Source organism: Runella sp. (assembly GCF_027484545.1).
Lineage (GTDB): Bacteria > Bacteroidota > Bacteroidia > Cytophagales > Spirosomataceae > Runella.
In genome coordinates this window covers 1-12692 of record NZ_JAIXST010000348.1, presented here as the reverse complement: position 1 = coordinate 12692, position 12692 = coordinate 1, and the positions used below count along the sequence as shown (strand labels likewise).

The 12692-nt window shown below is 44.8% G+C and carries 12 protein-coding genes and 2 pseudogenes; 10 read left to right on the top strand and 4 right to left on the bottom strand.

The features are described 5' to 3' along the window. The 3 genes and pseudogenes from Q0081_RS31120 to Q0081_RS32065 form a co-directional block, all read left to right on the top strand. A partial coding sequence (locus tag Q0081_RS31120; RefSeq protein WP_409034112.1) for an ISAzo13-like element transposase-related protein occupies positions 1-257 on the top strand: 257 nt, incomplete at its 5' end. Next, positions 218-741 (top strand): annotated as a pseudogene (locus Q0081_RS31115) (ISAzo13-like element transposase-related protein). The gene Q0081_RS31120 and the pseudogene Q0081_RS31115, both read left to right, overlap by 40 nt. Next, positions 666-866, top strand: coding sequence for an ISAzo13-like element transposase-related protein (locus tag Q0081_RS32065; protein WP_409034113.1), 201 nt, complete (start codon positions 666-668; stop codon positions 864-866). Before Q0081_RS31115 ends, Q0081_RS32065 begins: the two are co-directional and overlap by 76 nt. 31 nt (positions 867-897) lie before the next feature. Here the strand turns inward: Q0081_RS32065 and Q0081_RS31110 are convergent, their stop codons facing one another. Both Q0081_RS31110 and Q0081_RS31105 read right to left on the bottom strand, forming a co-directional pair. Continuing rightward, positions 898-1701 (bottom strand): SDR family oxidoreductase, encoded by an 804-nt coding sequence (locus tag Q0081_RS31110; RefSeq protein ID WP_298362920.1) that lies wholly within the window; start codon positions 1699-1701, stop codon positions 898-900. Positions 1702-1791: 90 nt separating this feature from the next. Next, positions 1792-2823: a helix-turn-helix domain-containing protein gene (locus Q0081_RS31105; protein WP_298362918.1), complete on the bottom strand. Its 1032-nt coding sequence runs from the start codon at positions 2821-2823 to the stop codon at positions 1792-1794. A gap of 130 nt (positions 2824-2953) precedes the next feature. On the opposite strand from Q0081_RS31105, the gene Q0081_RS31100 reads away from it, so the two are divergent. Then, on the top strand, positions 2954-4378 hold the full coding sequence (locus Q0081_RS31100) for an aldehyde dehydrogenase family protein (protein ID WP_298362916.1): 1425 nt from the start codon (positions 2954-2956) through the stop codon (positions 4376-4378). Positions 4379-4439: 61 nt separating this feature from the next. Continuing rightward, entirely contained in the window at positions 4440-4709 is a 270-nt protein-coding gene (locus tag Q0081_RS31095) for a DUF2442 domain-containing protein (RefSeq protein ID WP_298362915.1), read from the top strand. A 79-nt stretch (positions 4710-4788) separates the two neighbouring features. Here Q0081_RS31095 and Q0081_RS31090 read toward each other — a convergent pair whose 3' ends face one another. Beyond that, the gene (locus Q0081_RS31090) at positions 4789-7035 is read right to left on the bottom strand and encodes a tetratricopeptide repeat protein (protein WP_298362913.1); all 2247 of its coding nucleotides are present in this window, start codon (positions 7033-7035) and stop codon (positions 4789-4791) included. Positions 7036-7316: 281 nt separating this feature from the next. On the opposite strand from Q0081_RS31090, the gene Q0081_RS31085 reads away from it, so the two are divergent. From Q0081_RS31085 to Q0081_RS32060, 4 genes and pseudogenes are all read left to right on the top strand, one after another. Continuing rightward, positions 7317-9443 carry a PQQ-binding-like beta-propeller repeat protein gene (locus Q0081_RS31085; protein ID WP_298362911.1) on the top strand — a complete coding sequence of 709 codons (2127 nt, stop codon included), beginning with the start codon at positions 7317-7319 and terminating at the stop codon, positions 9441-9443. 226 nt (positions 9444-9669) lie between these two features. After that, positions 9670-9882: a hypothetical protein gene (locus Q0081_RS31080; protein WP_298362909.1), complete on the top strand. Its 213-nt coding sequence runs from the start codon at positions 9670-9672 to the stop codon at positions 9880-9882. Next, positions 9869-10210: a type II toxin-antitoxin system PemK/MazF family toxin gene (locus tag Q0081_RS31075; RefSeq protein ID WP_298362907.1), complete on the top strand. Its 342-nt coding sequence runs from the start codon at positions 9869-9871 to the stop codon at positions 10208-10210. The genes Q0081_RS31080 and Q0081_RS31075 overlap by 14 nt, the downstream gene beginning before the upstream one ends. A 3-nt stretch (positions 10211-10213) precedes the next feature. Beyond that, positions 10214-10393, top strand: a pseudogene (locus Q0081_RS32060) (hypothetical protein); the annotation flags it as partial. Between the two features lie 19 nt (positions 10394-10412). Here Q0081_RS32060 and Q0081_RS31070 read toward each other — a convergent pair. Further along, complete coding sequence (locus Q0081_RS31070; protein WP_298362905.1) at positions 10413-10865, bottom strand: hypothetical protein; 453 nt, start codon at positions 10863-10865, stop codon at positions 10413-10415. A 268-nt stretch (positions 10866-11133) separates the two neighbouring features. On the opposite strand from Q0081_RS31070, the gene Q0081_RS31065 reads away from it, so the two are divergent. Further along, positions 11134-12573, top strand: a complete 1440-nt coding sequence (locus Q0081_RS31065) for a DASH family cryptochrome (RefSeq protein WP_298362903.1) — start codon at positions 11134-11136, stop codon at positions 12571-12573. The last annotated feature ends 119 nt before the right edge of the window (positions 12574-12692 follow it).

The window sequence follows — 12692 nt, the reverse complement described above, 5'->3', positions numbered from 1 at the left end:
GCAATGGCTGTGTCAAACGGATTTTGAAAGAGTTAGGATACGGCTATCGCAAACACGCAAAGCAATTGGCCACCGGTACGTATTGCGACCGAGATGCTCAGTTTAACATCATTACCAATTTGATACTAACCATGAGTTCAGCCAGCCCTGTCATAAGTATTGATTGCAAAAAGAAATCGGTCCGCCGAAGCGGAAAAGTTGGGCAACTTTTACAGAGATGGCAAATGCTATACTCAAGCCCCTATCAAAGTCTATGACTGCACGGGCGGCCCCGCACGATTATGAATACCTTTCTGAGGGTAAAGTAATTCCACACGGCATTTACGACATACAAGCTAACAAGGGCTATATTTCCATTGGAAACAGTGCAGAAACTGCTGATTTTGCGGTAGATAACTTACTTTGGTGGTGGACTGAGCATGGTATCCATCTTTACCCTGATGCCAAAAACATTCTCCTCTTGTGTGATGCAGGAGGAGCTAATTCTTATAGACATCCTATTTTCAAAGACAGGCTCATAGCTCTTTGTGAGCAGATTGGTTTATCAATTATTGTCAGCCACTACCCCCCTATTCCTCCAAATGGAATCCTATTGAACACCGACTCTTTTGCCATGTTCATCTGGCTATGAGTGGAGTGGTCTTTTCTGACGGTTCGCCGCTGCGATTATCAGACTGTCAAACGGGGCCGCCCGTGCGGAACGTATTGAGGCTACTTCTACTAAAAAAGGGCTTACTGTAATAGTAAGATTAAACCTGAATCAATATCAAAAAGGCATCACAGTTGATACTCGTATTTCTTCATCTAAATATATTCAATACCATCCCAAAATACCTAAACTCAATTATAGAATTAATCCCAATTAGATGTTTAACTTATTTCAAAATCATTCCTATGCTATTTCATTCCATAATTCTCCCGTAGCAAATATTCGAAGACTCGACTGGGAAGGAAACGTTTCAGCCATAAAGAAGCCCGTTGCAGAAAAGGACCGACTACGTAGTGAGTCTTTGGCGAAGAAGTCATAATGATTTTTTCAATCGCCTTGGCAATGTAGATGGGTTCCGCGGCATTGCTTACTTCGGCATTGACTTTGGTATTCATATCTTCTACCGAATGACGATATGGAGACCCGTTTTGATTTACGGCCACCAGCCGGGTCTCATTGATATTGGTACGAACATCTCCCGGCAACACGCTGCACGCCCGAATACCAAAAGATTTCAGTTCGATATTAAGCGTTTCGGTCAACATTTCCACCGCCGCTTTGCTTGCGCTGTAAATTCCCCGAAAAGGCAACCCCATTCTTCCCGCGATGGAACCTACATTGATAATCAGCCCTTCGCCCTGATGCCGCATGGCAGGCAGCACCGCCCGACACACCCGAAGCAATCCCCATACATTGGTATCGAATACGCGCTGAATCATAGCTTCAGGCACTTCTTCCAATGCCCCAATGATACCAAGTCCCGCATTATTGATAAGAATGTCGATGCGACTTTCGCGCTGAAGAAGCTGCGAAACGGCACTTTGCACAGACACTTCGTCGTTTACATCTAAAATAAGGGTCTGAAAAGCAACGATTTCTTTAAAAGGGTGGCGACTGGTTCCGTATACGCGATACCCTGCTTGGGTTAAATACTCAGCAGTTGCCCTGCCAATCCCTGTCGAAGCACCTGTTATTAAAATGACTTTAGACATTTGGATGGTTTATCGTTAATGGCTAAAAAGTTAAAGGTTAACGGAGAGAGTTTGTTCCGATTAACGGCTAACGTTTAACAATTAACTGCCTTACTTTTTAATTCGATTCAATTCCTCCTGCATCTGGTTGACCAAATGCCTAAGGTGGTCCAAAGATACGGTAGGTTCGGGCAAAACAGCACTAAAAAAGGCTTTAATTTCCCAAACTTCCAGCACGTCTTTGAGCGGAACCTCAAAGGTTGGAATAGTTACTTTGTCCGAACTCAACAGAAGCGTTCCTTTGATTTTAACCTGATTATAGACACGGCGACACACAATCCCCAAATTCCGAGCCACCAATACATACAATTTACTGTCGGCAATATCGTACCAGTTTCCCACAAACTGCCCAATCAAAAACGAACCCGGATAGGTAAAATCATCGCCCGCCTCAAAAGCACGGTAAGAAGCATTGGGGAGCAAAGGAAATTCAAAAGTGGGTAAACGTCTGATGTATTCACTCTGATTGTATTTTTCCAAGTACTCTTTCAACTGACTTTGACGCACGTACTGAATGGATTGCGGCGCTGCTTTTTCGTAATCATTCGGAGGAGCCTGCACGATGGTGGTTCCGTTGCTATTTTCGTAGGTATTATTGAACGTCGGAGATTGGTACATCGGTGGCGATTTGGGTACGGGAGGCTGATAAACAGGAGTCGGAGGTTTAGGCGGCTCCGCCACGGGGGTAATCACCGAATTGGAATTGGGTATCGAAGGTGGCATTGGTTGCGACCGTGGAGGCGAGGGCGTAGAGGGAGGAGTATAAAATTGCTCAAAAATGCCGGCAAGGGTCTGAGGTTCCTTCTCTTTAGGCTCTGCTATCAACGATGCCGGCGAGGGTTTATCCATCGGGAGCATGTTGGGAGTTTCCCGAATTTTTCGAAGGTCTTTCTTTAGCAAATCATCCACCGATACATTGAACAATTTCGACATGGTTTTCAGCACATCAATGTTCGGATTGGCGCGTTGTTCTTCGTAGGCCCCCACTGAAGCCCGTTTTATGCCCATTCTGCGGGCAAATTGGTCCTGCGTCATCCCGTGCAATTTGCGCAAGTATTTCATATTGTCGCTGACAATGCTCATGGCAACTTTGATAAAATTTTTAGTAAAAATAGAGAATTTTCCGTTTTACTAAAAATGTATGAACATTCTGTTTGAAATTTGTACTTTTGGGTGTACTCTAACCGATAAAACCTTTCTAAATTCACTACCTATGATGACTACCGAGCCAATTCAAGCCACTGATATTCAGCGAATTTTTGAAGAACAACGGGATAATGCTTCCTTAATCGCCCTCACGACCGCCAAAGAGAGGATTGAAAAACTAAAGAACATCCAAACCTATCTTATGGCGCATTTGGAAGAAATCCAACGGGCGATGTATGACGACTTTCGCAAGCCAAGCGCCGAGGTGATGTTGGGCGAAGTGTACAGCATTACGTCGGAAATCAAATTTGCCTGCAAAAACCTCAAACGCTGGATGCAACCGCAGCGTCTTGATACGCCTTTGAGTCTTATCGGTACGTCAAGCTACATCAAACACGAGCCCAAAGGAAATGTGCTGATTATTTCGCCCTGGAATTATCCGCTGGCGTTGGCGCTAAAACCACTTCTCTCAGCCATTGCGGCGGGGAATGTTGCGATGTTGAAGCCTTCGGAAATGACGCCCAACACCTCTCGATTTATAAAAAAAATGATGGGAAAATTGTTCGAAGAAAACGAAGTGGCTGTTTTTGAGGGGGATGCCACTGTTGCGAGTGAGCTCCTGAAATTGCCTTTCAATCATATCTTTTTTACGGGCGCCCCTGCCATTGGTAAAGTAGTAATGCGGGCCGCCGCCGAGCATTTGGCGTCAGTGACGCTCGAACTCGGGGGAAAATCGCCCAACATCATTGACGAAACCGCCGATGTTAAAAAAGTGGCCGAAATGACCGCTTGGAGCAAGTGCCTAAATAACGGTCAAACCTGCATCGCGGCCGACTACGTACTAATTCACGAATCAAAAAAAGAAGAGTTTGTCCGTGCGTATTCCACTACCATCAAAAACATGTACAATACTGACGGGCAGGGCATTGAAAACTCAGACAGTTATGCCCGTATTGTCAACAATCGGCACTTCAATCGACTGAAAAACTGCCTGGACGATGCCGTAGCCAAGGGAGCAAAAGTTGAAATGGGAGGCCATACCATCGCCAATCAGAATTTTATGGAGCCCACGCTGCTTTCCAACGTCAACGATGAAATGATCGTGATGCAGGACGAAATCTTTGGCCCCGTCTTGCCCTTATTAACCTACCGCGACAACGAAGAAGTCATCAACTACATCAATGGCAAAGAAAAACCATTGGCGCTCTACATTCACAGCCGCAACGACAAAAACATCGAGTATTTCTTAAACAATACCTCCGCCGGCGATACCGTCATCAACGATTTGATGCTGCAATTCAGCAATCCCGAAATGCCTTTTGGGGGAGTAAACAACAGCGGAATCGGGAAATCAAACGGCTTTTTTGGTTTTCAGGAATTCAGCAATTTGCGCGGAGTCACCCAACGCAGGTTTGGAACGATGAATTTCATTTACCCACCCTATACCGACAAAGTGAAGAAACTGATTGATTTGTTAGTGAAGTATTTTTAAAATGGAAAACGGAGGAACGAAAATACGGAAAACGGTTTGTTTTGATTGAACCATTACACTATTGCACTCAACTACAAGACCAAGAAAACGTCCTAAATTCAAGGATTTACCAACGTTTACAAAAGTTAAAATAACCGATACCCAAGTAGGCTTTTGGCTAAATGACGGACGTGAAATTTGGATACCTTTGGATTGGTCTGCATTGCTGCAACAGGCCACTTCAGTACAACGTCAGCAATTCAGGGTAAGTGCTTACAATATCTTTTGGGAAGATATTGACGAAATTATTGGCGTAGAAAATATACTCTACGGCAAAAAACTATGGCTTTGATTTCATGACCGAATGGCTTCCTGCTTCAAATGACGGAAAGCCTGTAAAAAGCCTATCAGCTTCAACTTCGGCGGAATCATCAGTCGGTAAGCCGAATCTTCGGGCACTTTGTCTTTCCTCGACTGCTGCGCGAAGCGGGACGAAATCGGAGTTGTTTTTTGGTGACTAAATGGCCGCCGTTACCGTTTTTAGCAAATACATCGCCACCGCCTGGCATCGGAATAAAGTCTAATGAAGGAAGGAAAACAAAGTCATCAATGGGTTGCGGCTGTACGTCAAAAAGCGGGTCGCCGGGAAAATGATAGGTCTCAAAATCGTAGTCAAACAGGAAAATTGTAATAAAACCGTCGGGGCTGTATTTGAGACTGATGTCTTTGGTAGGAGCCAATTTGAAGGCTTGCTGCACGTCTTTTCGTCGGAAAAATTGGTCCTTGAAATGATCGTGAAACAGTTTGGCTCGATTATACAAATAAATCGTGTTGGCCGTATCATAGCTGATGGCAATATCAAGGTAGTGCTTTGAAAAATCCTTACGTGTATCTTTCCCAAAAAGTACCCCCATGTTGTTGATGGCATTTTTACTTAGATAGAGCTGATAATGCTCAATGGCGGGCGTCTCTTCGTTCCGGTTTTTATAGACGTTGCCGATGTTGACGTGATAGGCTTTTTTAGTAGAATCCACTTCCAATCCTTTTTCGAAATCCTGCATCGAAAGCGTGGAAAACTTTTCTTCCTCTTTTTGATTTTTCTGGTGGCGTTCGCGCAATGACAAATACGATTGAACAATGCCGCGATTATTATAAAGAATAGCGAGCGATTTTTTACGCAACAAGCTATCATATAACACTTTGGCTCGGTCTATTTCATCCATATTCAGGTAGGAAATCCCTAAACCATTTGTCGCGTTGACGTTGCTTGGATCTAAACGATGGGCTTCTGAAAAATCATTCAACGCATCTTCGTACTCTCGGCACTTGAGATAGAGATTTCCCCGGTTTACCAACATCCGCACACTCGCTTCTTCGTTGGCGCGCATAGCTCTTTCCAACCATTTCAAAGAAGTCAGAAAATACCCTTCAATACGACAATATTCACTCATGGCTAAACAAGGCAACAACCCCTTTCCGGCCAATCTCACTGCCGTTTGTACATCGTCTTTAGCAAGTGCAGTTTGGTTGGTGTACAATCGGCAAAAAGCCCGCGCCGCAAAAAAATCAGCGTGCTGACGGTTTTTGTCGCTCAAAATCTCACCTGCCTTATCAAAACAGCAAACGGCTTCGCCGAAATTGCGCAACCGATAATACACCATACCTAATCCCAGCCAAGCCGTTTTTTGGGTAGAATCCAAATCCAAGGCTCGTTCGAAGGCTTTCTGTGCCTGACGCTGACCGTTGGTTCCGACGTACGCATTCCCCAAACTCAACCACGCTTCGGCGGAGTAATCATTGAGGCGGCAAGCGGCATCGTATTCAACCACGGCGGCTTGATATTTCCGCTGACGATACAATGAATGGCCCAGCCCCAACCGTGCTGAGTAGCGATAATAGGCGTCTTTGGTTTCTAAGTATTCCCGATACAGCAACTCTGCTTTTTCGTATTCATGCTGCGCTAAATGGGCATTTCCCCGCTGAATTAATAAGCGCGGTCCTGCCGCATGTTTTCCCGTTCGGATGGCAAACTTTTCGGCTTTTTCGTAAAATTTTTCAGCTTGTTTATATTCCCCCAAACGAAACAATACGTTGGCCGAGAGTTCGTGAAATTCGGCAGCTTTGGAAAAACCTACCCGTTTTCCCCAATTTTGCGCTTCGTTCATGTCTCCCAATCGGTAATTGGCCAAAGCGACATTGAAGCAAAGTGTATCGGTAGGGTTGGCAAACTCCCAAGTAGTCAAACTTTGCTTAATTTCTCCTTTTTGGGCTTCCCACACCCCTTTGTTATGTAAATACCGATGCCCAACGCCAGTTTGGGTCAGCATTTCAAGCGCAGCGTCATAGTTTTTTAGCAGACCATTGGCCAACGAAAAATTGTACAATAGGGTATCGTTGGAAGGAGAACGCTCCTGTGCCTGTTGAAAAAGCGAGAAAGCACTGTAATAGCGCAGTTGATAGGCTTGTTGAACACCCGCATTATTAAGCTGTTTAAATCGCCTATCGGTTGGTTTTGGTATATTTTTCGAGGAAGGGATATAAATCGCAGGAAGCCTTAGTTTTGGCGCTGCCGCTAAAGCAGTATGCGTATCCGTAGAATCAACCTCTTTGGCCAAAACAGGCAAAAAAAAGGTTAACCACAGCACCAATAAGCCATTTACGAGCCTTCCACGCAGCATTTCCAACCAATGTTTAGGTAACTAATAACTATTCATTTACACGAACCGTGCCATTTTGGCTACTTTCAAGAATTTCAGAACATCGGGTTAGGATAGGCCGTAAAACAGTACTACGACATCAATGATGATTGGTAAAAGTAATAGCAAATAGTGAAAAAACAAAACCGAAATCTGGCTAATTTCAATTAATAATTATAATTCATTAACAGCATTTTATTCGAAAACAAGGTAAAAACAGGCCAAGTGACTCCTTTTAAAACTTTGTGTAATCACGTAGCCTTATGACTTTTTCTTCCTTGACTAAACTGGTAATTGTCGGCGTCTCAATCATCGCCGCTGCCTGGTACTCCATCGCCGACGATAAAAATAAATATTCCGGTTGGAGCGAATTTTTGGGCGGTCCCGAGCGAACCCATTACTCAAGCCTGACTCAAATCACCCCCCAAAACGTCCAAAATTTGCAAATGGCGTGGGAATATCATTCGGGTGATACGACGGGGCAAATTCAGTGCAATCCCATTATCGTAGATGGCATCGTGTATGGTACTACCGCCTCCGTTCAGGTCTTTGCGTTGGATGCTGCTACGGGGAAAGAAATCTGGAAATACCAGGACTCTAAAGACCCGCAGTGGTTCAATTCCAATCGCGGGGTAAGCTACTGGGAAGACGGCAACGACAAACGCATCTTTTTCAGCGCCGGTCAATGGCTGTTTGCGTTGAATGCCAAAACGGGAAAACTCATTAAATCTTTTGGAGAAAAAGGCCGAATGGATTTGCACAACGGTTTGCCCAAATCGGCACTGGATAAATTTATTTGTTCCAATACTCCCGGCACCATTCATAAAGACCTCATCATCATGCCCGTTCGCCTTTCGGAAGGGGCTGATGCCGCTCCAGGCGACATACGGGCGTTCAATGTACGCACGGGCAAACTCGCCTGGACGTTTCATACCATTCCTTATCCGGGAGAGTTAGGCTACTCAACTTGGGCAAAAAACAATTACAAAAACGAAGACGTAGGGGCTGCCAATAACTGGGCCGGAATGGCCATCGACCGCCAACGGGGCATTCTGTACGTACCCACCGGCTCGGCAGGCTTTGATTTCTACGGCGGTAATCGCCCCGGTCAAAATCTATTTGCCAACTGTTTGCTGGCCCTTGACGCCAACACCGGAAAAAGACTCTGGCATTTTCAGTTTGTTCACCATGACGTTTGGGACCGAGATTTGCCCTCCGCTCCTACCCTTGTGACTATCAATCGCAATGGTAAATCCATAGATGCCGTGGCGCAAATCACCAAGTCAGGCTTTGTCTTTGTGTTTGACCGCGTGACGGGCAAGTCGCTATTCCCCATCAAAGAAATTTCCGTACCTGTCAACGGCATCGAAGGAGAAAAACCGTGGCCTACCCAGCCCGTTCCGTCCAAACCCGCTCCTTTTGCCCGGCAGAACATTGGTGATACTGACATTAATCCTTATGCAGAAAATAAAGAAGAACTGTTGTCAACCCTTAAAGAAATTCGTCACCGCAATCAGTTTGAGCAACCGAGCAAACAGGGTACGCTTATCTTCCCCGGTTACGACGGGGGCGGAGAATGGGGCGGTGCCGGCTATGACCCTGAAACGGGACTCTTGTACGTCAACTCCAACGAAATGGCGTGGATTATGAAACTCGTAGATAAGCCCAAATCCGACAAACTGGCTCAACTCCCCCGGGGCGAGCGTGCCTACGTACAGTACTGCACGGCTTGCCACGGGCAAGATCGCAAAGGCAATCCCAAAAGCGGCTACCCCTCGTTGGCGGACATTGGTAAGCGCCGCGACCGTGCCTACATCCAAAACATCATTAAAGGTGGAAAAGCCATGATGCCGGGTTTTGGGTATCTATCCACCACCGACCGTGACGCTTTGGTCGCCTATCTGCACGGCGAGGAGAAAAAAGAAGTGAGCAGTGCCGCGGCAGTCGCTGACAAATTTGCGAGTGTGCCGTATAAAATGACAGGCTACAACAAGTTTTTGGACAAAAACGGCTACCCGGCCATCACTCCGCCGTGGGGACAATTAAGCGCCATCAACCTCAACACCGGTGAATACGCTTGGAAAATCACCTTGGGCGAATTTAAGGAACTCACTGCCAAAGGCATTCCTCCGACGGGCTGCGAAAACTACGGCGGACCCGTGATTACGGCAGGTGGTGTGCTGTTCATTGCCGCCACCAAAGACGGAATGTTCCGGGCCTTTGACAAAAAAACGGGCAAATTATTGTGGGAAACCCAACTCCCCGCCGCCGGTTTTGCCACACCAAGCACCTACCAAGCCAATGGAAAACAGTATGTAGTCATTGCCTGCGGAGGCACAAAACTAGGAACTCCTAAAGGCGATAGTTACGTGGCGTTTGCGCTGCCGTAGGTGTAGGTGTATTTTAAATACCTCAAAACCCAATTGCTACTAATTTTCTGCTTATTTTAAAGTAGGGAAAATACTGATTCGTTTTGAATTCAGGACACACAATAGCTGATAATAAATAGCTTATATTCGTCATTCGTAAATCAAAATTCGTTATTCTTCTTATAAGCCTTGTTCACTTCAAAATAAGTGTTTAACTTCACTTTTAAAGTCAATCCCAAAAAATAGGATGCAAACAGCAACCCTCATCAAAGAGATAAAAAAACTTCCTCTTGACAAGAAATTTCTAATCATAGAGCTAACGCTAAAAGCGATAAAAAAAGAGGAGACCGCTCACCAAATGTCGCTGGCAGTCAATGAACTTTACGATGATTATGCGCAGGATGCCGACCTAACCGCTTTTACGCAACTTGATTTTGAAAAGTTCTATGAAACAAGGTGAAGTATGGTTGATAGACCTTGACCCGACCCGAGGAGCCGAGATACAAAAAAAGAGACCTGCCATTATTGTCAATGATAACGCTTTAGGTAAGCTCCCTTTAAAAGTTATTGTACCCTTTACTGACTGGAAAGACCACTACGCGATTGCGCCTTGGATGGTGAAAATTATTCCAAGTAGAATGAACGGCATCAGCAAAGACTCGGCGGCCGACTGCTTTCAAGTACGCTCTTTATCGCAGGACAGATTTGTGAAAAAATTGGGAACGATTGACGCCTCTCAAATAGAAGACATTAAGGAAGCACTGAAAAAAGTATTCTCCATTGATTGACTATTCTGGGCTTTTGACAAAAAAACGGGCAAACTCCTGTGGGAAACCAAACTTCCCGCCGCCGGTTTTGCCACACCCAGCACCTACCAAGCCCATGGAAAACAGTATGTAGTCATTGCCTGCGGAGGCACAAAACTCGGGACTCCCAAGGGCGATAGTTATGTGGCGTTTGCACTGACTTAAACAACCGCCTCATGAACCTTTATCTCACCAAGGTGTAGGTGACATTTTTCAAAACTTCTTTGGTAGGCTCGTATAGTTCATTTGCGACCTCCAAGGTTAATAAATTGTCGTTGACCAAGGAAAATTGATAGACTTGTACTTTTCCAACTGCCTGTAGGGGAAGTTGGTCTCGGATAGCTTTGGGAATGGCAATGTCTACTTTACCCCCCGAAAAATCAAAACTATAATCAAATGCATAGCTTTTATCATTGATTGTTTGCGTTCCCTTATAACTCCCTTTAAGGCTGTTTGGGGGAGTAGTTTCCGAAAAGTGGATGGTGCCTAAGTTGTCCGAAAAAGACTGAAAACCGTTATTAAAATAGGTTACTTTCTGGAGATGCCATGTCCCTTGGATGCGGTTCAGCTTCCTTACATACTTACTTTGACAGCCAAACATGAGTAATAACAGCGTGAATAGTGACAGCGTTTTCATAGGATTAGATATAATAATCCAGGTCGTTATTTGTATTTGGGTCGAAATATTGCTTACAAGCTAATAGTGTACAAGTAAGGCCCAATATTATTAACTCTATGGGAAAAACAAAAAACAATTTATCAAACGGCAGTAGACATGAGCTATGGAGCATTATACCCTATCGTTTTGCCACCAGAATAACATCCTTTGAAAAAACTCTTTCCTGATTTTTGAAAACCTAAGGCTGATACGCGTAGTTTTGGCATAGATTAACAAATTCAACTTTATGCCTAAGCGCATCATTTATTGGTTCAGAAACGATTTACGCCTCCACGACAACGAAGGTTTCCTGAAAGCAACCCAAGACGCCGATGAGGTAATTCCCATTTTTGTTTTTGATACTCGTCAGTTCAACGAGATAGCTCCGTTGGGAATTCCTAAAACGGGAGCATTCCGAGCTAAATTTCTTTTGGAATCCGTTCAAAATCTGCGGGATAATCTTCGCAAAAAAGGCAGTAACCTGTTGGTCCGACTGGGAAAACCCGAAGTCATTCTCAGCGAAATGGCGAGAGAGTTGGGCGTATCAACTATCTATACTGCCAAAGAAGCAGCTCAGGAAGAAACCGACATTGAGACGGCGCTGTCAAAAAAGCTAAAAGTCTATAACATTGATTTTGAGGTATTTTGGCAATCTACGCTTTATCATCCCCGCGATTTGCCTTTTTGGGTGTCATGCCTCCCTGATGTATTTACTGATTTTCGTAAAGCCGTAGAGCAACAATCCAAAATCCGTTCGACTTTTGCCGAACCAACAGCTATTCCTCTGCCCGAAGGAATCGAAATTGGCAAAATGCCCGAGATCTATGAACTTATCCTTTTTTCGCAGCTTCCTTCTGCTGATCAACGCTGTGTTTTACCTTTCAAAGGAGGTGAAACCGAAGCATTGCACCGACTGAAAACCTATTTCTGGGACAATGACCAGCTGAAAACGTACAAAGAAACCCGCAATGGGCTGCTTGGGGCCGATTTTTCATCCAAATTCTCGCCGTGGTTGGCGTATGGCTGTATTTCTCCTCGTCAGATTTACGAGGAAGTAAAGCGCTACGAAGCCGAGCGGGTCGCTAACGATTCCACTTATTGGTTAGTTTTTGAATTGATTTGGCGTGACTATTTCCGTTTTATCACGCTCAAATACGGTTCGCGACTTTTCAAGGCTTCCGGTATTCAGTACAATCTGGAAATACCTTGGAACCACCGCCGCGATTTGTTTGAGAAATGGGTAAACGGGCAAACAGGCGTCCCGTTTATTGATGCCAACATGCGCGAACTCAAACTCACGGGTTATCTATCCAACCGCGGGCGACAAAATGTAGCCAGCTTTTTAGCGAAAGATTTACAGGTGGACTGGACATGGGGTGCTGCTTATTTCGAAAGTCAGCTCATTGATTATGATGTTTGCAGCAATTGGGGCAACTGGAATTACGTAGCCGGGGTAGGCAATGACCCGCGCGAAAACCGTTACTTTAATGTATATACGCAAGCTAAAAAATACGATGCGCAAGGCGAATACGTAAAAACCTGGCTACCGGAGTTGTCCAACGTTCCCGCTGGTTTGATTCATCAGGTTTGGAACCTTGACACCACAGCTCAGCAGCAGTACGAAGTACATTTAGGATACAATTTTCCTTTGCCGATTGTGGAGGTGAACAAATGGCTGAGAAAATAAATATACTCAAACTAAAGAGGTTTGCAATCCAGTAGGGGCTGGATTGAGTTTTTGGAAATTTGTATTTATCAAAGACTCTAATTTGTCTTTGTAGTTGCCAATATTGGCAAAAAAGTTTC

Bases quoted from the DNA above. Each gene is read 5' to 3' on its own strand.
- Q0081_RS31090 (WP_298362913.1), bottom strand. From the start codon at position 7,035: ATGCTGCGTGGAAGGCTCGTAAATGGCTTATTGGTGCTGTGGTTAACC.
- Q0081_RS31075 (WP_298362907.1), top strand. From the start codon at position 9,869: ATGAAACAAGGTGAAGTATGGTTGATAGACCTTGACCCGACCCGAGGA.
- Q0081_RS31105 (WP_298362918.1), bottom strand. From the start codon at position 2,823: ATGAGCATTGTCAGCGACAATATGAAATACTTGCGCAAATTGCACGGG.
- Q0081_RS31100 (WP_298362916.1), top strand. From the start codon at position 2,954: ATGATGACTACCGAGCCAATTCAAGCCACTGATATTCAGCGAATTTTT.
- Q0081_RS31085 (WP_298362911.1), top strand. From the start codon at position 7,317: ATGACTTTTTCTTCCTTGACTAAACTGGTAATTGTCGGCGTCTCAATC.
- Q0081_RS31070 (WP_298362905.1), bottom strand. From the start codon at position 10,865: ATGAAAACGCTGTCACTATTCACGCTGTTATTACTCATGTTTGGCTGT.
- Q0081_RS31065 (WP_298362903.1), top strand. From the start codon at position 11,134: ATGCCTAAGCGCATCATTTATTGGTTCAGAAACGATTTACGCCTCCAC.
- Q0081_RS31110 (WP_298362920.1), bottom strand. From the start codon at position 1,701: ATGTCTAAAGTCATTTTAATAACAGGTGCTTCGACAGGGATTGGCAGG.
- Q0081_RS31080 (WP_298362909.1), top strand. From the start codon at position 9,670: ATGCAAACAGCAACCCTCATCAAAGAGATAAAAAAACTTCCTCTTGAC.